Source organism: Megasphaera sp. UBA4233, assembly GCF_002395615.1.
In the GTDB taxonomy this organism is placed as follows: domain Bacteria; phylum Bacillota; class Negativicutes; order Veillonellales; family Megasphaeraceae; genus Megasphaera; species Megasphaera hexanoica.
On record NZ_DGXL01000026.1, the window covers coordinates 67,399 to 88,647 of the forward strand.

At 47.9% G+C, this 21,249-nt stretch carries 17 protein-coding genes; 11 read left to right on the top strand and 6 right to left on the bottom strand.

Features of this window, described 5'->3' with window-relative positions; translation table 11 throughout:
- Positions 1-110: 110 nt before the first annotated feature.
- The 6 genes from B2U90_RS09630 to B2U90_RS09655 all read left to right on the top strand — a co-directional run bounded on the left by B2U90_RS09630 (position 111) and on the right by B2U90_RS09655 (position 6,553).
- Positions 111-1,220, top strand: a complete 1,110-nt coding sequence (locus tag B2U90_RS09630) for an NADH:flavin oxidoreductase (protein WP_113855171.1) — start codon at positions 111-113, stop codon at positions 1,218-1,220.
- A gap of 84 nt (positions 1,221-1,304) precedes the next feature.
- The gene (locus B2U90_RS09635) at positions 1,305-2,039 is read left to right on the top strand and encodes a hypothetical protein (protein ID WP_113855170.1); all 735 of its coding nucleotides are present in this window, start codon (positions 1,305-1,307) and stop codon (positions 2,037-2,039) included.
- Complete coding sequence (locus tag B2U90_RS09640; protein WP_059076252.1) at positions 2,032-2,457, top strand: GerW family sporulation protein; 426 nt, start codon at positions 2,032-2,034, stop codon at positions 2,455-2,457. The genes B2U90_RS09635 and B2U90_RS09640 overlap by 8 nt, the downstream gene beginning before the upstream one ends.
- Positions 2,458-2,574: 117 nt before the next feature.
- A complete protein-coding gene (locus B2U90_RS09645) occupies positions 2,575-3,003 on the top strand; it encodes an OmpH family outer membrane protein (protein WP_059076251.1) in 429 nt (142 codons plus the stop codon).
- A 315-nt stretch (positions 3,004-3,318) separates the two neighbouring features.
- Entirely contained in the window at positions 3,319-3,669 is a 351-nt protein-coding gene (locus B2U90_RS09650) for a metal-sensing transcriptional repressor (protein WP_059076250.1), read from the top strand.
- A 10-nt stretch (positions 3,670-3,679) separates the two neighbouring features.
- On the top strand, positions 3,680-6,553 hold the full coding sequence (locus tag B2U90_RS09655) for a heavy metal translocating P-type ATPase (protein ID WP_170087334.1): 2,874 nt from the start codon (positions 3,680-3,682) through the stop codon (positions 6,551-6,553).
- 142 nt (positions 6,554-6,695) lie between these two features.
- Here B2U90_RS09655 and B2U90_RS09660 read toward each other — a convergent pair whose 3' ends face one another.
- The 4 genes from B2U90_RS09660 to B2U90_RS09675 form a co-directional block, all read right to left on the bottom strand.
- The gene (locus B2U90_RS09660; RefSeq protein ID WP_070807738.1) at positions 6,696-6,974 is read right to left on the bottom strand and encodes a DUF1294 domain-containing protein; all 279 of its coding nucleotides are present in this window, start codon (positions 6,972-6,974) and stop codon (positions 6,696-6,698) included.
- A 108-nt stretch (positions 6,975-7,082) separates the two neighbouring features.
- Positions 7,083-8,186, bottom strand: coding sequence for a sensor histidine kinase (locus tag B2U90_RS09665; RefSeq protein ID WP_059076247.1), 1,104 nt, complete (start codon positions 8,184-8,186; stop codon positions 7,083-7,085).
- Entirely contained in the window at positions 8,179-8,880 is a 702-nt protein-coding gene (locus B2U90_RS09670) for a response regulator transcription factor (RefSeq protein ID WP_059076246.1), read from the bottom strand. The genes B2U90_RS09665 and B2U90_RS09670 overlap by 8 nt, the downstream gene beginning before the upstream one ends.
- Positions 8,881-9,035: 155 nt before the next feature.
- Positions 9,036-9,689: a DUF6803 family protein gene (locus tag B2U90_RS09675; protein ID WP_292017661.1), complete on the bottom strand. Its 654-nt coding sequence runs from the start codon at positions 9,687-9,689 to the stop codon at positions 9,036-9,038.
- Positions 9,690-10,011: 322 nt separating this feature from the next.
- Between B2U90_RS09675 and B2U90_RS09680 the strand changes: the two genes are divergently transcribed.
- The 3 genes from B2U90_RS09680 (at position 10,012) to B2U90_RS09690 (ending at position 13,981) form a co-directional block, all read left to right on the top strand.
- Entirely contained in the window at positions 10,012-11,118 is a 1,107-nt protein-coding gene (locus B2U90_RS09680; RefSeq protein WP_059076245.1) for a pyridoxal phosphate-dependent aminotransferase, read from the top strand.
- A 60-nt stretch (positions 11,119-11,178) separates the two neighbouring features.
- Positions 11,179-12,324 (top strand): hypothetical protein, encoded by a 1,146-nt coding sequence (locus B2U90_RS09685; RefSeq protein ID WP_234995371.1) that lies wholly within the window; start codon positions 11,179-11,181, stop codon positions 12,322-12,324.
- Positions 12,325-12,574: 250 nt separating this feature from the next.
- On the top strand, positions 12,575-13,981 hold the full coding sequence (locus B2U90_RS09690) for a sodium:solute symporter family protein (protein WP_075581721.1): 1,407 nt from the start codon (positions 12,575-12,577) through the stop codon (positions 13,979-13,981).
- A gap of 83 nt (positions 13,982-14,064) precedes the next feature.
- Here the strand turns inward: B2U90_RS09690 and B2U90_RS09695 are convergent, their stop codons facing one another.
- Positions 14,065-14,871 (bottom strand): basic amino acid ABC transporter substrate-binding protein, encoded by an 807-nt coding sequence (locus B2U90_RS09695; RefSeq protein WP_059076243.1) that lies wholly within the window; start codon positions 14,869-14,871, stop codon positions 14,065-14,067.
- Positions 14,872-15,090: 219 nt separating this feature from the next.
- Positions 15,091-16,344, bottom strand: coding sequence for an NAD(P)-dependent malic enzyme (locus B2U90_RS09700; protein WP_292017662.1), 1,254 nt, complete (start codon positions 16,342-16,344; stop codon positions 15,091-15,093).
- A gap of 159 nt (positions 16,345-16,503) precedes the next feature.
- Here B2U90_RS09700 and B2U90_RS09705 point away from each other — a divergent pair, with 159 nt between their 5' ends.
- Positions 16,504-17,457, top strand: a complete 954-nt coding sequence (locus B2U90_RS09705; protein WP_292017663.1) for a LysR family transcriptional regulator — start codon at positions 16,504-16,506, stop codon at positions 17,455-17,457.
- A gap of 201 nt (positions 17,458-17,658) precedes the next feature.
- The gene (gene nifJ, locus B2U90_RS09710) at positions 17,659-21,192 is read left to right on the top strand and encodes a pyruvate:ferredoxin (flavodoxin) oxidoreductase (RefSeq protein ID WP_292017664.1); all 3,534 of its coding nucleotides are present in this window, start codon (positions 17,659-17,661) and stop codon (positions 21,190-21,192) included.
- The last annotated feature ends 57 nt before the right edge of the window (positions 21,193-21,249 follow it).

The following is a 21,249-nucleotide window of genomic DNA, read 5'->3' on the forward strand; positions in this document are numbered from 1 at the left end:
GGTCAGGATATGTCTAGCCACGTTTCTTATTTTAGTTTATAATGAATAATTATATGGCAACAATTGTTCCATATAATTGATTATTATAGAATACATAAGGAGAGATTTTCATGTTATTTGATGCGTGTACCATAGGCGGCATCCATGCAGCCTGCCGTATTGTCCGTTCTGCAACGTTTGAAGGTATGGCTGATGCAGAAGGGCATCCGACAGATAAGCTCTGCCACATGTATGAAACACTGGCAGAAGGGGGAACGGGAATCATCATTACCGGCATGATTGCTGCTTCCAGACTGGAACCGCACCAGCATCACCAGATACTGCTCGATGACGATAGTTGTATCGCCCCCCTGGCAGCCATCACCCAGGCAGTCCACGCCAAAGGCGGAAAAATCATTGCCCAGATTGTCATCATGGGTTCGGCCATTATGGTTCCCGAAGGAGAAGACCGTATTATCGTAAGTCCAAGCGGTGTCCCTGATAAAATCGGCCGGACACTGCAGGAATCCCAGGCGCTGACAAAAGAGCAGATCCAGCGTCTCGTCGAAGACGTAGGACAGGCGGCGCTGCGTGCCCGCAAAGCCGGATTTGACGGCGTCCAGTTCCATGGAGCCCACGGCTATCTGGCCAGCAAATTCCTGACTCCTTATTATAATCAGCGCAGTGATGAATACGGTGGCGACCTCATGGGCCGTGCCCGTTTCCTCCGTCAGTGTATTGCTTCCATCAAACAGACCGCTGGCAGCGATTTTCCTGTATGGGTCAAATTGAACTGCGCCGATTTCATGAAAGAAGGCGGTATGACCGCAGAAGAAAGCCTGCAGGTCATGCACTGGCTGGCTGACGACGGCATTTCGGCCATTGAAATCAGTGGCGGCAATACATCCTCCCTGCCCCGCAAAGGCCCGATCCGCGCAATCCGGCGCACGAAAGAGCCCATGTACTTTGCCCCGTATGCAGAAAAAGCAGCCAAAGAACTGCAGGGCCAGACCGATATCGGTGTCGTCGGCGGCTGGAGAAGTGCCGCTGAGATGGAAGAATTCCTCAATACCGCGCCTGTATCGTTTATATCCATGTGCCGCCCGCTCCTCCGCCAGCCGGATCTGCCAAACAGATGGCGCCGCGGTGATACGGAACCGGCAACTTGTATTTCCTGCAGCCGCTGTTTCGGGGATACTGATGTAGATTGTATTTTCCATGATACAGCGGAAGAAGACTGACGTAAAAAGGAAATATCCGTATTGCGGCGAATATTCTAAGTATGACAAGGAATAGCGGCATCTGCCGGGAGAGGAGAGAATATCATGCTGATACTGTTGAGTCTGCTGGCCTTTATCGCTATGCTGTGTTCCTTCTTTCTCTTCCTGCCGCTTACGTATAGTCTGAGTGCAGATATTCAATCCCCATTTCACATCCGGACGGTCCTTTCCTTTCTGAATCACGGATTGTATTACGAGTGGGATTACGTTTTCGGTCAAAAACCAACGAAACTCTGCTATATAGGCTGGCATAAGGAACCCCTATCCGGTAGAGGACAGCCACCCGGTATTGTTCCTGACAAAAAAGACCCAGAAGAGCCAGACAAAGAAGAAGAGGACCCGCTGTCTGAAAACACAATCCGGGATGCCCTGCAGGGTGCAGACTCCCCGGAACCAGATGATGTCTGTGCCGCGTCCGATACATTCTGGTGGAAAGACTATGTATGGTCTGAAGACTTTCTTTCATCATGCCTGTCTTTCTTCCTGCGCCTTTTGCATCACAGCCGCATCCGCACCGTGCAGACGACAGGGACGTTAGGCCTATCTCAGCCGCATCAGACGGGTATGCTGTCCGGTTTCCTCTACATGCTCCTGCCACAAGCTGCGCAGGATCTGCAATTCGATTTCCTGAATGAAATATACGACTGCCACATACAAATAGCAGGACGCATCTATCCCGGTGTCATTGTGCTGTATGCCCTTTCCTTCATCGTTTCCCCGCCAGTCCGCCGGCTGCTTTGGGCCGTACGTCAGCACAGAAAGGAATTCGCTCATGGATAAAAATTATATAAAAAATAATTTAGAAACAATCTTTGAAAATTTCCAGAACATGATTAAAGTTGAAACGGTCGTCGGCCAGGCTGTACACATCGGCGATACGATTCTCGTTCCTTTTGTAGACATCACCTTTGGTTTTGGTACAGGAGGCGTGAACGGCAAAGAAGAAACAGGCCGTCAGAGCGGCGGTGGTGGCGGCGGTGCCAAAATGGAACCGACAGCTGTCCTGGTCATCAAAGGTGACCGGGTCGAAATGTTTTCTATCAAAAAAGGCGGATATCAGGCATCGGCCTTTGAAAAGCTGCTGACCATGGCTCCGGAAATTATCGACAAGCTGAAAAAGGATAAATACATCTACATTAAAGATGAAGATGAAACTACAGCCGCAGCTGAACCGGTCCAATCCGATGCAAAACTTTAAACATTTTGTCAATTATAATCACAGTATGGTCACAACCGTTGTACTTTCCGTTCTATTCTGATATAATATCTAAACAGACAGTAACCCTATTATTTTAATATACAGGAGGATCATATAATGAAATTAAGAAAACAACTGGCTTCCCTCGCCGTAGTAGGGATGATGAGCGTCGTCGCTGCTTCTTCCGCTTTTGCTGCCGGCGTTGGCTATGTCAATTTTGATACCCTCGTCCAGGCTCATAAAGATTTCCCGAAAGTAAGCGCCCAGATGCAGTCTGCTATCAAAAACGCCAATCAGGAATTTGCCAAAAAAGCTCCGACTCTGAAAACAGATCAGGAAAAACAGGAATTAGGCCGTCAGCTCGCCCAGAACCTGAGCAAGCTGGAAAACAGCCTCATCGTTCCTATTGAAAAAGATGTCGTCAATAAAGTCGAACAGGTCCGCAAGGATAAGAACCTGGACTGCATCGTAGCCCAGGGCGCCATCATTGCCGGTGCTGACAAAGCGACTGACGAAACCCAGGAAGTTGCTAAACTCCTCAAATAATTAGTATACGGGTAAAGGACCATACACGACGGTGGAAACCGTCATGTATGGTCCTTTTTAGCTTGTCACGGATGGTCGATAAAAACGCCTTTTAAGGCGTTTTTATTTTTCTTTTTATATTATATATCATAAAATCACGTTTTGCCCGTTACAGCGACGTTTACGGCGTTTTTCTATATTTAAATCATTTAGTTGTATTTTTTTAATCCATATTTCATCTTTTTGAAATAAATTCTTGTTTTCTCTTGACATATACCCCTTGCGGGTATATTATACTCACAGATACCCGATAGGGGTATATAGGAGGAGAATACGATGGAAGAGAAAAAACAAGAGACAGGATTGACAGACCATCCGGCCAAAACGTGCTGCTGTACCGGTCCCAAGCATAAATACCGTGATAAAACCAGTAAGGAATATAAATGCCTTATTTCACGCCTCAACCGGATTGAAGGCCAGGTACGCGGTGTCCGCAATATGGTAGAAAATGACCGTTACTGCGTCGATATCCTGATGCAGGTCAGCGCTATCCAATCGGCTCTCAATTCATTTAATAAAGAATTGCTGGCCCAGCATATTAAAAGCTGTGTCGTTCACGATATCCGTGAAGGAAAGGATGAGGTCGTCGATGAACTCGTCTGTATGCTGCAAAAATTAATGAAGTAGGTGATATGAGATGAAACATGAGAAATATGCCATTACCGGTATGAGCTGCTCGGCCTGCTCCAGCCGGGTCGAAAAAGCCGTTTCCAAACTGGCAGGCATGAAAAAAGCCAGTGTCAATTTACTGACTAATAGTATGCAGGTCGAATATGATGAAGGGACGCTATCCAGCCAGGATATCATCCAGGCCGTCATAGATGCCGGATACGGGGCAACTCTTTCCGGAGGAAATAAAAAAACAGCTGCGGCTCCAGAGCCCAGTCCTTCTGATTTGGCAAAAAAAGATATGGCAGCCATGAAAAAGCGATTGATCGGGTCTATCCTGTTCCTGATTCCCGTCATGTATATCGCCATGCACCATATGCTGCTGGAATGGTTCGGCATCCCCGTTCCGGAATCGTTCCAGGCAATATTCCATGGCGATGAAAACGCCATCACCTTTGCTTTTACCCAATTTCTGCTTATACTGCCCATCATGTATCTCAACAGAAAGTATTATATCAACGGCTTCCGGACCCTGTTCCAGGGCGCACCGAATATGGATACCCTCGTGGGCATGGGTTCTATGGCAGCCGCCGTATATGGTGTCTTTGCCATTTTCCGCATGAGCTGGGGCATGGGCCACGGCGACTGGGCTCTCGTTTCCCAGTACAGCACAAATCTCTATTTTGAATCAGCCGGTATGATCGTTACCCTCATCGATATCGGCAAGTACCTGGAAGCCCGCGCCAAGGGAAAAACCAGTACGGCCATTGAAAAACTGATGGATCTGGCTCCCAAGCAGGCCACGGTGCTCCGCAATGGCAAAGAAGAGGTCATTCCCGTAGAACAACTCGCCGTAGGTGATGAAATGGTCATCCGCCCGGGAGAAAGCATCCCTGCAGACGGCATCATTTCTGAAGGATCGACCAGTATCGATGAAGCCGCCATCACCGGCGAAAGTATCCCTGTAGAAAAACAAAAAGGCGATTCCGTCACCTCTGCTACGATCAATAAAACAGGTTTTATTCACGTCAGGGCCAGTCGTGTCGGAGCGGATACGACAATCAGCCAGATTATCAAGCTGGTTGACGAAGCCAGTGCCAGTAAGGCGCCTATTGCCAAAATGGCTGATAAAATTTCCGGGATTTTCGTTCCTGTCGTCATGACCATCGCCGTTATCACAGGGCTGGTCTGGTACTTCCTGCTCGGTGCCACTGCAGAATTTGCCTTTTCTACGGCCATTTCTGTTCTCGTCATTTCCTGCCCCTGCGCACTGGGACTGGCAACACCGGTCGCCATCATGGTAGGTACTGGTAAAGGAGCCGAAAATGGTATCCTCATCAAATCAGGAGAAGCATTGGAAACGGCCCATACCATCGATACAGTCGTCATGGATAAAACCGGTACCATTACGGAAGGCCGCCCCCGCGTAACTGACATCTGGGTCCGCAAGGGAACAGAAGACCAACTGCTTACGCTGGCAGTCAGCCTGGAGCAGGGGAGTGAACATCCCCTGGCAGAAGCTATTATGAATTATGCCCAGGACCATCATGCCGTTCCCGAAGCGGTAACAAACTTTAAAGCCCTTTTCGGGCGTGGTATTGAAGCTATATGGAATGGCCAGACTTACTATGCTGGCAATACCCGTCTCATGGAAGAAAAGGGTATTGCCACAGAAGAAATCCGACAACGGCTGGATGGACTGGCAGACGCTGGGAAGACACCGCTCATCTTTGCCGACAGTACAGAAGTCATCGGCATCATCGCTGCCGCCGATATGGAAAAAGAAAGCAGCGCCCAGGCGATTTCGCTCTTTGGCAAAATGGGAATCGACGTGGTCATGCTGACCGGGGATAATCAGCGCACAGCTGAAGCCATCCGCAAGCGGCTCCATATTCCTCAGGTAATCGCCGGCGTCCTGCCACAAGATAAAGAACGCCATATTGCAGCTCTCCAGGCACAAGGCCATAAGGTCGCTATGATTGGCGATGGTATCAACGATGCTCCGGCACTGGCCAAAGCAGATTTAGGGATTGCCATAGGGGCTGGCACGGATGTAGCGATTGAAAGCGCCGATGCCGTACTCATGCGCAATGATCTCCTCGACGCCGTAAGCGCCGTCCGCCTCAGCAAAGCTGTCATACGCAATATCAAAGAAAATCTGTTCTGGGCATTCTTCTACAATGCCATCTGCATTCCCCTGGCAGCAGGGGTCCTATATCCGGCCTTTGGCATCCGTCTCAATCCGATGATCGGTGCAGCGGCCATGAGTCTTTCCAGCTTCAGTGTCTGCATGAATGCCCTGCGCCTGCGCTTCTTTAAACCAGATCACCAGACTCACCATGTTTCACGTGAAACAAGGCAATCAGAATCCACCCATACCGCTTCGTCAGCCACAACCGATGCACTTACAATACAGCCGTCAACGGCCACTGAAATCATGGAAGAAACCGATCAGACAGTACCTGTTGCAGCGCATCAATATAAACTGACTATCGACGGAATGATGTGCCAGCACTGCGTCCGCACGGTCACCAAAGAACTAGAAGCAATGCCCGGCGTTGCAACGGTTCACGTCGATCTGGACAGCAAAGGTGCCACTGTCACCAGTTCATCTGCCATCCCGGCCGATGACTTTAAAAAAGTCATTACGGCTGCAGGATATACATTACTTTCAGAGAAAGAAGAGGATTCCACTATGAAAACCACATTAAAAATTGAAGGCATGATGTGCCAGCATTGCCAGAAACACGTCCAGGAAGCATTATCCGCTATGAATGGCGTAACCGCCGTATCGGTTGATCTCGATGGCGGCAAAGCCGACGTAGAAGCCACCCGTGACATCTCTACAGAAGAATTTGCCAAAGTCATTGCCGATGCCGGTTATAAACTGGTAACTGCCTGATAGACACCACCGGATTCTGTCGTGTATGGGTGAACTAGTACGGAAATTCCCATAGAAAAGACAAACGGACCTGCCGAAAAAATACCCCAGGTATTTCACGGCAGGTCCGTTGTGTATTACCCTCTAATGCAGGACCGGCAAATCAGAATATGCCCAGCCGGACACAGATTGCGAATTGTATGGCATACAGGGCAAGGATTCCGTATTTAAATTTTGGCCGGTCTTTTTTATAAGTAAAAATATAAATAGCAAAGAAAGCTCCCATCGATCCTCCCAGTACAGCCAGCAGGAGCAGGACCCATTCCGGTATACGGGAAGATCCGCCGTCCTGAAATCGTTTTTCCAATCCAAACAAGGCAAAGGTAAGGATATTCAGTAAAAATAAATACCAGTACACAAAGGTCAGATTAATATTCAGCATATACGAACTCCTTTCTTTCAATCCGCTCATTTCTGTTATTCCTATTGTATCATAAAAAAAGGATGCTGTACTATGTTTCACGTGAAACATGGTACAGCATCCTTTTCATTATAAAATGGGGAAGCAGATTGTAAAGATCGTGCCTTTTCCCTCTTTACTGTGGACGCGTATATATCCACCCTGATTGATGACATATTGCCGCGCCAGAGCCAGGCCAATACCGGAACCTCCACTCTTACGGTTTCGTGATTTCTCTGCCCGATAGAAATACTCAAAAATATGAGGTACGTCCTGATGACTGATACCCGGTCCGGAATCAGCAATACAGATTTCGACGCGCTGGCCGTTTTTTAGCCGCCGCAGCCGCGATTGAATGAAAACAGCCCCTCCGCAAGGTACATAGCGGATAGCATTATTTAAAAGATTATAAATAACCTGATTCATCCGGTCTTTATCCAGTGAAAGGAGCGGTACCTCATCATCTGTAGAAAGGCGGACCTGTAATTGTTTTTCCTCAAAAAGCGGTTCCAGCATACTGGCCGCCTGTTGAAGAAGGTCATTTATCTGCAAAGGATGGCAATGAAGTTGTAATTCATTGATTTCTGCCAGGGACAAATCCCGCAGATCCTGAACGAGCCGGCTTACGCGGAGAACTTCGTCTTCCAGAGACAAAAATGTTTTCTTGTCTGCCGGAATGACATTATCGATCATGCCCTCCAGATTTCCCTGGATAATGGCAAGAGGTGTCCGGAGTTCATGGGCTATACTGGCAAAGAGATGGCGACGCATCGTGTCATTGTATTGTAACTTTTTTGACATAGCATTAAAAGACTGGGCCAGTAATCCCACTTCATCCTGTCGGTCAACGAGCACGGTTTCCCCGAAGGAACCAGCCTCAACATGACGGACGGCTTCTGTCAGATCCTGCAGGGGCTGAATAGACCAGCGGATGACAATCCAGCTGATAAATACACTGAGAAGAGTCATGACGGCACCAACCCATAAAAGAGACCGGTGAACAGAAGAAACATATATTTCTTCTGCCATCCCATGGGAAGTTATGCCCATTTCCATGGAGTGATTATAAAGATAATGAGAGAAGTGCGCATCCATCTGATAATTGACTAAAAACAGAAGGATGCCGATAGTCATAATAAAAAGAAAAAAGATAATGCCTGTCAGCCGGAAGACAAGACTATAATAGTTAGTCATGAGCAGTCCCTCCAAATTTATAGCCAATCCCGTAGACGGTAAGTATGTATTCAGGATGGGCCGCGTCACGCTCCAGTTTTTTCCGCAGATTCCGGATGTGCGTATCAATAGTCCGTTCATACCCTTCAAAACTGTATCCGCCCTGTGCCCGCTCCATGAGCTGCATGCGGCTAAAAACACGACCGGGAGAAGAGGCCATCACTTCCAGCAGATTAAATTCTGTCGGAGTAAGCGAAACAGCCTCTCCGTTGCGGGTGACGGTGAATTTTTCTTTATCAATGACCAAATCCCCCCGTATAAGCTGTGACGACTGCTGTATGACTTCTCCCCGCGCTCTACGAAGCATGGCATGGGCACGGGCCATCAGTTCTTTAACGTTAAACGGTTTGGTCACGTAGTCATCGGCTCCAATGTTCAGCCCCACAAGACGATCTGTTTCATCGTCTCTGGCTGTCAGGAAAATAATGGGAATATCATTAGTCTGGCGTACATGCCGGCAGACTTCAAAACCGTCCATATCCGGCATCATCACATCGAGAACCAGGAGCTGAGGCTCATATCGTTTGAGTATATCCAGCGCCTGCCGGCCTGTCTGGGCCGTATACACCAGACATTGATCCTGTTCAAAATAAGAACGGAGCACGGTAAGTAATTTTTCATCATCATCAGCAATGAGAATAGAGTAGGGGAGCACAATACCACCTCCAAAAAATCTATATCCAATATGTATTGTACATCAAAATTCTACGCGGGAGAACTGTTCCATACCAAGTCGTATCAATCGGTATACAAAAAAGCCTCCCCACACAACGATTGTACGAGGAAGCTTTTAGGAAACATCATTGACTTCTATTTGTTATTGTTCATCTGGTCGTGCATTTGTTCATGGTTCATCTGGCTATGATCCATCTGATTATGATTCATATTGCTTTGATTCATATTATCATGATTCATCTGGCCCTGCTGCATAGTATCCTGATTGGTCATCTGGCCGTGATCCATACTGCCCTGTTGCATGTTCATCGTATTCATAGGCGGCTGATATCCTGCCAGCTGGGGATCGGCCATGCCGAATACCATAGCCAGGTGAGTGAATAAGACAAAGAGTATCATGAGCACAATATGACGTTTGATTTTCATGGTGTTATCCAGCTTTTTATAGATAATTCCCAATTCCTGGAGCAGAATCAATACGGCCGGAATAATGGCCAGTACATAAGACCAGATAGAAATGTAATCAATCGGGCCTCTCCATTCAATCGTGGGGACATAGCAGGCCACGATGTAAACAGATGCACAGATAAAGAAAATACCAAGGACCAATCCACAAACATGACTGAGAGAATCCCACTTGGCACTGCGTCCGTCTTTGTACAACAGAGAAAAAGCGCCGGAAGCGAGAATCGTTTCTGCCAGTACCATCGGTACGAGCATAAATAAAATTAAAAACCAGGGCTGGTGCAGAGACAACAGCTCCATGTAGTGAGTCATTACCATAGTCATATATTATTCCTCCTTTTGAACATATCCATACTATACACGATGCATATAGAGAAATCATGTAGAAAGTATGAAGAAACTATGAAGATAAAAAAATTTATTTGTTTCACGTGAAACAAATTTTCTGTATCAACATCTAAATTACCTGCCAGATGCACCTCAGCTATACCGCCCACGAGTAAAACGTTTTAATTCTGATGGCCTGTCTAATGCCTTGAGAATCGCTTTACAAACCCGTCCCATAACGGTAGAATAGGGTTATTATAGGCTGTTTGTACTCATTATCAGTATAAGTATCAGCTGAATATATTATGGAGGTGATACCATGCATTACCATATCCGTCACGCTCTGGAAAACGTGACCGTATACAGTTATTTGAAAGATGAAGGCACATCTCTGGAAAAGGATATCATCGATTGCTCACTGGGAGTCAATCCCTGCGGTGTTACACCGACTCTGACAAAAGAAGCCTATGCCGATACGTTCGATCTGCTTCATTCGTATCCGGCCCATCCTTTTACGGAAACCCGCCGCCATATCTGCCAGTATTTTTCAGATATCGCCGATCTGGACATATCCCAGATATCCATGCAAAGCGGATCTATGAGTGCCTTGTGCCGCATCAACAGTATCTTTCTGGAAGAAGGGACGACTGTTGTAGCACCGATGCCGTGTTTCTCGTCGTATACGTCCAATGCCCGCTCTTGCGGAGCAGCCATCGTATCCGTCCCGCTGAAAGAAGAAGAGAAATTCGCCTTTGACACAGACCGCTATATTGCGGCACTGAAACCAGGTCAGCGGCTGGCTTATATCGACAATCCCAATAATCCGACAGGGCAGGCACTACCGCTGGCTGACATCCGCCGTATTCTCGACGCTGCACGAGAAAAAGAAATTGTCGTCGTCATCGACGAAGCCTACGGCGATTTTCTTGAAAAAGAAGAATCGGCCGTTTCGCTCATCAACGACTATGACAATCTGGTCATCGCCCGTACCTTTTCCAAAGGATTCGGACTGGGTGCACTCCGTGCCGGTTACATAGTCCTGCCTAAGGCAATGGTCCCGGTCCTGGCTAAAGATCCCGGCGAAATGACCATCACGACACCAGCAGACAAACTGATTCCCATTGTGCTTCAAGATCCGGGCTTTTTGAAAATGTCCAGAGAAACCATTGCAAACAATAAAAAAGCCCTCATAGATAGTCTGCACGTCCTGCATGTTTCAAAAACACGCCCCGATGTGCCTATCGGACTGTATTACACAGATGCCGATACGGACTTGGGCGCCATATTCTGGAAACATGGCATCCGCGTCGAATATGGTGTCGATTTTGAAGGAATCGGAAAACGCCACGTCCGTCTGCGCGTCCCCGATGATGTAAAACCGCTGCTTACACGTATTGCCGCTATAGAAAGCGAGCTCCAGGCATAGGGTGGGGGATACCTATGGCCGGGTCCTGTCCAAATTTAAATAAAACTGGGGGAAAAAACATTGGATATCAATAAGACAGGCAAGACAAGTTTGAAAAACATTATTATTTTTGCCGGTGCCTATTGCGCTTTTATGATAGGTTCTGGCTATGCTACAGGACAGGAAGTCCTGCAGTTCTTTGGCGCGTACGGACCGGACGGTTTCATTGGCGCAGCCATCAGTATGCTCATATTTGCATTTTTTGGTGGCGCACTGATGCAAAAGGGCTATGATTTAAAATTAAAATATCACACCCAGGCTTTTCGTTATTATTGTGGAAAATATGTAGGAACCATCTTAGAATGGGTGACTGTCCTGTTCCTGTTTTCAGTCGTCTCTATCATGATTGCCGGAACAGGAGCCATTGCTTCTGAATTCGTAGGCATTCCTGCCGATGCCGGCCGTGTCTTCATGGCCGCTCTCTGCGTCCTTACGGTCATGCTGGGACTGATGAAGCTGGCCGATATCATCGGTGCCATCGGTCCTGTCATCATCGTCTTTACACTGGGCATCGGCCTCATGACGCTCATCAGCTTCCATGGCGGCTGGGCACAGAACTGGGAAGTCCTGTATGACCTGCGTGCCACTAAATCCTGGTGGTTCGCCAAGTACGCCTTCCTGGATTCCGCCTGGTTCAGTGGCGTCCTTTATGCATCCTGCATGGTATTTGGCTCTATCCCGTTCCTGACCGGGCTGGGCGGCAAGGCTAATAACCGCAAAGAGGCATTTCTCGGCGGCTTCATAGGCGGCGTCGCCCTCATGTTGGCCGGCGGCCTCATGACGGCTGCCATGCTCTGCTTCCCGGAACAGGTCGCCAAGCTGCAGGTTCCTAATCTGTTCCTGGCCCAGCAGTTCGCTCCGGCGCTGGCAGCCGTCTTTTCGATTATCCTTCTTATGGGTATTTACAGTACCGGCGCTCCTATGTTCTGGGTCGTCATCAACAAACTGGAACAATGGCTTCCCAATAAAACCGCCAAAATGGCCGTCTCCGTCATTCTGGGCATCGTCGCATTTTTCGGTGCACAGATTGGTTTCGGCAAACTGATTGGCTTCCTGTATCCACTTCTGGGACAGATCGGCATCATCATGATCATCGTCGTCTTCATCAAAGTATATTTCATGAAAGATAAAGAAATCGGCCTGGAACGGGAAGATTCAGATAATTAACCGGCTATGTCCATCACATCATAAACGGGTCCCTCCCATGACTATCCTGTTGTCATAGGAGGGACCTGTTTTATATTACCTATGAGTTTCTGCAGGCAGATGCCTTTAAATACGCAAAGCAGGTATAACAAACTCTTTCACCTGAATGAATTGATTTTTTATTCATTTTCCCATACAATGAATCCATATATCAATGCCGGCAGCTACAGGGGGAAACCGTACTGCCCGGCAGGAAAGAGGGGAGTTTTTCATGTCAATTCAGCTCAGTATCGTTATTTTGTACATCCTGCTATTATTTGGTATTTCTTTGTATGTAAAACGCCGGGCCGGACAGAATCCAACAGAATACCTGTTTGCCGGCCGCAAGTTTTCTGCAGGGCTCGTCGCTGTCAGTATCACCGGTATGGCCGTCGGAGCTGCTTCCACGGTAGGTGTCGCCGAAAGTGCCACAAAGATCGGGTTGTCAGCCGGCTGGTATAATGGAGCCTGGTCCATCGGTGCCATCATTATGGGGATCGTCGCTGCCGGCAGATACCGTTCACTGGACTGCACGACCATCCCGGAACTCTTCGAACGGTGTTATGATAAAAAAGCCCGTGTCATCAGTGTCATCGGCCTGTCTCTGATCATGATATGCATTACATCTCTCCAGTATGTCGCCGGCGGATCTATACTGCACGCGCTCATGCCAGATATCTTTTCTCTTCATGGCGGGATGATTACTAGTGCCATCGTCTTCATCGGCATCACTGCCATCGGTGGTCTATGGTCGAGCGGCCTTTCCAATGTGCTCAGTGTCGCTATTATCTATGCCGGCATCGTTTATTCCATGATACGTATCCTATTGCGGGATGGCGGCATATCCGGTATCAATGCCGCACTTCCCCCTTCTGATTTTGACTGGTTCAGTCCTTTTGGCGGACTGTCTCTGGCCGTACTCCTGGGCTGGATCATTGTCATGACTACCCAGGCCATTACTGCCCAGGGGCCGGTCCAGATTGCCTGTGGCGCTAAAAATGCCACAGCGGCCCGTAAAGGATTTATCCTGGGCGGCCTGCTCATTTTTCCTGTCGGCTTCCTGTCTGCCATCCTGGGTCTGGCTGCCAAAGCCCAGTTTCCGGGTCTGAATCCAACCATGGCTCTGCCACAGATTATCATGAGTCTGGACCCGTTTTCTTCCGGAATGACCCTGGCTGCACTCTGGGCTGCCGATGTATCAACAGCCTGTACCATCCTGCTCGGGGCCGGTACTCTCGTAGCCCAGGATATTTACAAACGTTTTTTCAATCCGTCTATCTCTGAAAAAGGATATGTCCGGGCCAACCGCCTCATCATCCTGATTATCGGGGCTGGAACACTCTGGCTGGCCTTCAATGCCGTCGGCATCGTCAAAGTCATGCTCATCGGTTTGTCTCTCACAACGGCCTTTACACTGGTTTTCCTGGCTACTATGTTCTGTCCGTCTCTGTGCCGGAAAAATACGGCTTTTGCCACTACTCTGGTAGGTATCATCGGATTATTCCTGTGGCAGCTGTGCCCGCAGATACGATTCCTGCCTCACGTCATTTATTTTGAATGGCTCATCTGCCTGATTACCTTTTTCCTGGTGTGGCTGATTGACAAAAGGCCTATCCGGACACCAGAAGTAAAAAAATAGTTTACCCCATACCACCATACAAAAAGGGCCTGACACATGAAGCTGGATAGATTCATGTGTCAGGTCCCTGCTATATCTGCATCTTATTTCAAAGCATCGTCTCCCGATTTCGGCAAATCCGGCATATCGGTATTAAACCATTTTTTATACAATTTCTGGAATTCGCCTTTTTCTTTCAATTTTGCCATGGCATCGTTGACCTTTTTCATCAATTCAGTATCCTTTTTATTAAAGGCAAAGGCCAGGTATTCCGATTTTGTATTCGGAATTTCGATGACTTTGAATTTGCCTTTTCCGTCCTGGGTGAGGAAATAATCGGCGACGGGTTTATCGAGGATAGCCGCCGGCGATCCGCCTACCTGAAGTTCCATGATGACATCGGAATTATTGTCAAACTGTTTGACCGTATATCCCTGATTTTCTGCATACTGGGCACCAGTCGTGCCAATCTGGACGGCAACCTGTTTACCTGCAATGGCGTCTGCTGAATCAATGCCGCTTTCATTAGGCGTCAGGATGACTAATTTAGATTCATAGAAGGGAGCAGAGAAATTGACTTTCTGGGCCCGTTCTTTTGTCACGGTCATACCGGCAGCAGCAATATCCATATCTCCCTGCTGCAGGATGGGGATAATGCCGGAAAAAGCAATATTATTGATTTCTACGTCTCTGCCCATTTCTTTGGCAACAGCCCGGAGCAGATCCATTTCAAAGCCCTGATATTCCTTGGATTCATCGTTTTCTTTGAACTCAAAGGGAACAAAGGTAGCATTCGTCGCAACGCGGAGCGGTTTCTTCGCATCTTCTTTCTTTTCGCTGCCACATCCTGCCAGTACCGATACGGCCAGGATGCCTGCCAGACAAGCTGTCATCATCGTTTTCCATTTCATGATATATCCCTCCACATATGAATAAAAATTTGTGTTGATTTTGATATTATACACATTATTACGGCGATTGTAAATGGTTTATACAAAATATTTGCATAAAAAAGAGTTATCGCAAACTAACCCGGTCTCTGAGCATGCCTATTGTCAGGCAAAGACGGAAACGATAACTCTTTTTATACAGTACTATTATTTTTTATGCAGGAATATATAAGATATGCCTTAGCCGTGCAGTTTGTCAATCATATCATGCAATGTGGCAATCTGTTCAGCCGCTTCATGGCGGATATCTTCAGGATCACGCTGGATACGGGCCGACCCGGTTTCCATGGCAGCTTTGGCAACAGCCGCTGCGACAGCCGGGGCAACGCGCTGGTCAAACGCATCGGGAATGACATATTCATCAGTAAGTTCATCATCACTGATAAGACCGGCAATCGCATAGGCGGCAGCTACTTTCATGTCTTCATTGATATGCCGTGCCCGTACGGCCAGGGCACCGCGGAATATGCCGGGGAATACGAGAACGTTATTGATCTGGTTCGGTGAATCAGACCGGCCTGTTCCGACGACACGGGCACCGGCTGCCTTGGCAGAATCATAATCCGTTTCCGGAATAGGATTGGCCATGGCAAAGACGATGGCATCGTGATTCATGGACTGGATGATTTCTTTCGTAAAGATGTGGGGAGCCGATACGCCGAGGAGCATGTCCGCCCCTTTTACGACATCTGCCAGTGTTCCCTGTACCTTATCCCGGTTCGTCACGGCGGCTAGTTCTGCCTGTACGGGATTGAGGCCGTCCATACCTTCATAGAGGGCGCCACAGCGGTCTACCATAGTCACATTCTGAGCACCGGCCCGGACGAGGAGACGGCCGATGGAAGCCCCGGCAGCACCGGCACCGTTGATGACGATTTTTGCCGTCTTCAAATCTTTGCCGACGCAGCGGAAAGCTCCGATGGCACCGGAGAGGGCAGCAATGGCTGTACCGTGCTGGTCGTCATGGAATACGGGGATGTCCATTTCTTTTTTCAATGTATTTTCAATTTCATAGCATTTCGGTGAAGCAATATCTTCCAGGTTGATACCGGCAAAGGAGGGCTGAAGCAGTTTGACCGTTTCAATAAATTTCTTTGGGTCCTTCGTATCCAGGCAGATAGGAACGGCATTGACACCACCGAATACTTTGAACAGGACGGATTTTCCTTCCATGACCGGCATGGCCGCTTCTGGTCCGATATCGCCAAGGCCCAGGACACGGGTGCCATCGGATACGACGGCAATCATATTGCCCCGGCAGGTCAAATCAAAGGAAAGGTCTTTATCCTTAACAATTTCCCGGCACGGCTGGGCTACACCCGGCGTATAGAGTGTACTCAGATCATTGCGGGTTTTCAAAACGGCACGGGGCATCGTTTCAATAATGCCCTTTTTGCCACGGCGTACCTTCATTGCAGCTTCATCAAAATTCATGACATTCACCTCATTATATTGAACATAACCACACTAATTTTTATTTCTTGTTTCCTGTACATGCCTATCTTATAATGGATTTATCTATAAGTCAAAGTCTTTTAAAATTATAGAATCTATAGCATGTGACTTATACTACAAATACGAAGGGGTGACATCATGCATAGCAATTCACGGGAATGGGAATATATCACGAAAATAGCCGAAACAGGCAGTTTCTCAACGGCTGCGGAAAAATTATTTATCTCCCAGCCTTCACTGAGCCAGTTTATACGCAGGATTGAAAAACAGATGGGGACAACGCTGTTTGAACGCCGCGGAAGTGGTGTCATCCTGACAGAAGCAGGGCGGATTTATCTCACAGCAGAAGAAAAAGTGCGGGAAATCTACCGCGAACGGGACAGCCGCATCCAGGACCTGCAGCAGACCGTAAGCGGTACCGTACGCATCGGCAGCTCCTATTACCGCAGTGCCACCATTCTGGCCGCCGTATTTCCGCTGCTGCACAAAACGTATCCTCATATCCATATCCAGCTGTCGGAAGGAACGACGCGGGAACTGGAAGAAGATGCCCTCGAAGGGAGGACGGATTTTTCTATTGTACTCCACCCGTTCTTCCATGCCGGCCTTGCTTATGAAGAACTGTTCCGGGAAGAACTGCTCCTGGCCCTGCCGGAAGAGCAGGCACGGCACTATGAAAACCAGGCCCGCACTGTACCGTTTTCCCAATATCCCGCCTTTGATTACCATCTGCTGGGTAATGAGCCATTCATTGTCATCAAGGAAGGGCAGAAACTGCGTCAGAATTTCTATGAATTTACCCAGAAAGCCGCTATTTCGCCGCCTGTCGTCCTGGAATCCAACGATATGGTAACAGCCCTTACCCTAGCCTCTGTCGGCGTAGGAGCGACAATAATCCCGCAAGGCCGGTCTGTCTACAGCCGCCTGCCCGCCCAGCCCCGTTACTACACGCTGCGCCAGTATACGCCAGACTGGAACGTCGCCATCGCCTATAAAAAAGGCCGGTATCTCTCCCAGGCAACGCGGGCCGTCATAGACATCATCCATCAGGAAGCCCAACGGACAGCCAGTGCGGGGAAGAGAGCAGGGTAATTCATCATATAAAATACACCGTCATATCCTGAAGCTATGGCCTGCGATAAAATAAAAGTGTTATCTATGGGAAAACAATAACTGGTATAATACATCCTGTAAAGAATATGTTAAGTATTTATACAAACTGCGCGCAGAATATAAAGTTTTTTAATCGTAATTATGTATTAGAAATTTACAGGCATACAGGAGGAGAAACTCATGATTAAACCAGTCATTAAAACCGTAGATGGCAATGAAGCTGCAGCTGATATCTCTTATGCATTTACCGATGTTGCTGCTATTTATCCTATTACACCTTCTTCTACGATGGCAGAACATATCGATACCTGGGCTGCCCATGGACGCAAAAATCTATGGGGCCAAAAAGTAAAACTCGTAGAAATGCAATCAGAAGCAGGCGCAATCGGCACCGTACATGGGGCTTCTGAAGCAGGCAGCCTGTGTTCATCCTATACGGCATCCCAGGGACTGATGTTGATGATTCCCGTCATGCACAGGCTGGCCGGCCAGTTAAAACCCGTCGTCCTGCATGTAGCAGCCCGGACAGTCGGCAGTAACGGAATTTCTATTTGTGGTGATCATTCGGATGTTATGGGATGCCGCAATACGGGGTGGGCCATGCTTTGCAGTGCCAGCGTACAGGAAGCTGCTGATCTGGCTACAGTAGCCCATCTTTCAACCATTAAGGGACGTGTGCCGTTTCTCCATTTCTTCGATGGATTCCGCACCTCTCATGAAATCCAGAAAATTAAAATGTTACCAGAGTCAGTCCTGAAATCACTCATCGATGAAAAAGCCTTATTCCAGTTCAAACATACCGGCCTGAATCCAGAACATCCGACTATGCACAGCCTTGGTATAAATGGAGACTTATTCTTCCAGAGCCGGGAAGCCAGCAATATCTGGTACAACAATATGCCCGATATTATACAGGAATATATGGACAAGATTTCTGCACTGACTGGCCGTTCTTATCACTTGTTCGACTATTACGGTGCTCCCGATGCGGAATATATCACGATTGCCATGGGTTCGGTCACTGGCACGATTCAGGAAACAGTAGATGCTCTTAATGAACAGGGCATCAAAGCAGGGTATATTCAAGTTCATCTGTACAGACCCTTTTCACTCCGTCATTTTCTGAATATCCTTCCTGAAACAGTCAAAGCCATCACTGCCATGGATCGTACCAAAGAAGCCGGCGCTTTGGGAGAACCACTCTTTGAAGACGTATGCACGGCTTTGCGCGACGGCGATAAAAATATTCCCGTTTACGCGTGCCGGTATGGCATTTCTGGTAAAGATGTCCCACCTGCCTCTATCAATGCAGTATATCAGAATATGAAAGCCGCTGCACCTAAACGTCATTTTACATTAGGCATTACTGACGATGTAACTCATTTATCCCTGCCAGATATCCCTATTGATGTCCATACGAAAAATACGATTAACTGTAAATTCTGGGGCTTCGGATCTGACGGTACCGTCGGGGCCAATAAGAACTCCATCAAAATCATCGGCGATAACACCGATATGTATGTTCAGGCCTATTTTGAATACGATGCTAAAAAATCTGGTGGCGTCACCAAATCCCATCTTCGTTTCGGACACAATCCCATCCGTTCTGCCTATTATATTAAACAAGCTGATTTCCTCGCCTGTCATAAACAAGCCTACATGAATTCCTATGATATCATCAGGGAAGTCAAGGATAACGGCATTTTTCTCCTGAACTGCAACTGGTCTGACACCGAACTGGATCAGGCGCTTTCCCATGACGTAAAACGCCAGATTGCACGGAAACACATTCGCTTTTACACGATTGATGCCACCAAAATCGCCATCGAAATAGGCCTCGGCGGCAACCGTACCAACACGGTATTACAGGCATCCTTCTTTAAATTATCCCACATTCTACCTATAGATGATGCCGTCCGTTATATGAAAGAAGCAATCCAGAAGACCTATGGTGCCAAAGGAGAAAAAATCGTTTCCATGAACCAGGCCGCTGTTGACCGCGGTATTGCAGACGTCCATGAAGTCGCTATACCCGCGGCCTGGGCTGACCTCCCGGACGATGCACCAAAGGACGAAAATGAGCTCCCCGATTTCATCAAAAAAATCATCATTCCCTGCAATGCCCAGAAAGGTGATGATGTACCAGTCAGCGAATTTCTCCCTTATGCGGATGGTTCTTTCCCTGTCGGTTCGACACAGTATGAAAAAAGAGGCATTGCCGTCAGCGTTCCCAAATGGGATGCCACAAAATGTGTACAATGCAATCGCTGCTCCCTTGTCTGTCCCCATGCCTGCATCCGTCCTTATTTGATTGATAAAGAAGAAAAGGTGGCAGCTCCGGAATCATTCGAAACGAAAAAAGCTATCGGAAAAAATCTGGACCGCTATGAATTCCGTATGCAGGTCTCATCACTGAACTGCTATGGTTGTGGAAGCTGCGCAAATATCTGTCCGGTAAAAGCGCTTTCAATGGAACCGCTTGAAACGCAACGTGCGGAAAACGAAAACTGGAATTATGCCCAGACACTTTCTACAAAACAGACCGATATTGATATGTATTCCGTAAAAGGCAGTCAGTTCCAGCGCCCGCTCCTCGAATTTTCCGGCGCCTGTGCCGGCTGTGCTGAAACAAGTTACATGAAAGTCCTGACTCAGATATTTGGTCCCCGTATGCTCATTGCCAATGCTACAGGCTGCACCCAGGCCTGGGGGGCCATGATTCCCAGCCTGGCATATACGAAAAACAGTGATGGTCACGGTCCGGCCTGGTCCAATTCTCTCTTTGAAGACAATGCGGAATTTGGACTCGGCATGGTCCTTTCCACGCAACAACAGCGGGAAGACCTCATTTTGCACACTCATGAACTCCTCTCCCTGACCGATAACCCCGACGTAAAAGCTGCCGGCCAGAAATGGCTCGATTCCATCGGTGCTGATGATGAAGGAAGTATCACTACAAGAATAAGCCATGCCTATGCCAATGCACTGAACCAAGCAGAATTACAAGGACAGGCCCGTGAGCTGCGCGATTATATTTTGGCTCGCAGAGAACATCTCATCAAAAAATCAATCTGGATGTATGGTGGCGATGGCTGGGGATATGACATTGGTTATGGTGGTCTCGACCATGTACTGGCTATGGATATCGATATCAATGTCATGCTCGTCGATACAGAAGTATATTCTAATACCGGTGGTCAGTCATCAAAAGCGACCCCTCTCGGTGCTGTCGCACAGTTTGCTGCTGCCGGCCGGCGGATAAATAAAAAAGACCTGGGATGCATTTCCATGACCTATGGACATATTTATGTCGCCCAGGTGGCCATGGGAGCTGATTCCAATCAGCTCATGAAAGCCATTAAAGAAGCGGAAGCTTATAAAGGGCCGAGCCTGATCATTGCCTATGCGCCATGTATCAACCACGGACTGAAAAAAGGCATGGGGACCGCTCAGATTGAAATGAAGAAAGCCGTTGAATGTGGGTATTGGCATCTGTACCGTTACAATCCGGATTTGAGAAAACAGGGCAAAAACCCGTTTACTCTGGATTCGAAGGAACCAAAAGCCTCGTTCCGGGATTTCCTCATGGGAGAAAACCGTTATGCCTCTCTCGTCCGTACCTTCCCGGAAACGGCGGATGAACTCTTCACACGGGCTGAAGAGTTTTCAAAAGAGAAATATCAGCTTTATAAGAAAATGGCTGAAGAACAGTAGTATATCCTGATTTAAAAGCAGCTTTCTCTCTGGAGAAATGCCGGAGAAAAAGCTGCT

Coding starts and splice junctions, on each gene's coding strand:
- B2U90_RS09675 (WP_292017661.1), bottom strand. CDS start 9,689: ATGACTATGGTAATGACTCACTACATGGAGCTGTTGTCTCTGCACCAG.
- B2U90_RS09690 (WP_075581721.1), top strand. CDS start 12,575: ATGTCAATTCAGCTCAGTATCGTTATTTTGTACATCCTGCTATTATTT.
- B2U90_RS09695 (WP_059076243.1), bottom strand. CDS start 14,871: ATGAAATGGAAAACGATGATGACAGCTTGTCTGGCAGGCATCCTGGCC.
- B2U90_RS09680 (WP_059076245.1), top strand. CDS start 10,012: ATGCATTACCATATCCGTCACGCTCTGGAAAACGTGACCGTATACAGT.
- B2U90_RS09665 (WP_059076247.1), bottom strand. CDS start 8,186: ATGACTAACTATTATAGTCTTGTCTTCCGGCTGACAGGCATTATCTTT.
- B2U90_RS09650 (WP_059076250.1), top strand. CDS start 3,319: ATGGAAGAGAAAAAACAAGAGACAGGATTGACAGACCATCCGGCCAAA.
- B2U90_RS09640 (WP_059076252.1), top strand. CDS start 2,032: ATGGATAAAAATTATATAAAAAATAATTTAGAAACAATCTTTGAAAAT.
- B2U90_RS09630 (WP_113855171.1), top strand. CDS start 111: ATGTTATTTGATGCGTGTACCATAGGCGGCATCCATGCAGCCTGCCGT.
- B2U90_RS09700 (WP_292017662.1), bottom strand. CDS start 16,344: ATGAATTTTGATGAAGCTGCAATGAAGGTACGCCGTGGCAAAAAGGGC.
- B2U90_RS09645 (WP_059076251.1), top strand. CDS start 2,575: ATGAAATTAAGAAAACAACTGGCTTCCCTCGCCGTAGTAGGGATGATG.
- B2U90_RS09705 (WP_292017663.1), top strand. CDS start 16,504: ATGCATAGCAATTCACGGGAATGGGAATATATCACGAAAATAGCCGAA.
- B2U90_RS09655 (WP_170087334.1), top strand. CDS start 3,680: ATGAAACATGAGAAATATGCCATTACCGGTATGAGCTGCTCGGCCTGC.
- nifJ (WP_292017664.1), top strand. CDS start 17,659: ATGATTAAACCAGTCATTAAAACCGTAGATGGCAATGAAGCTGCAGCT.
- B2U90_RS09660 (WP_070807738.1), bottom strand. CDS start 6,974: ATGCTGAATATTAATCTGACCTTTGTGTACTGGTATTTATTTTTACTG.
- B2U90_RS09635 (WP_113855170.1), top strand. CDS start 1,305: ATGCTGATACTGTTGAGTCTGCTGGCCTTTATCGCTATGCTGTGTTCC.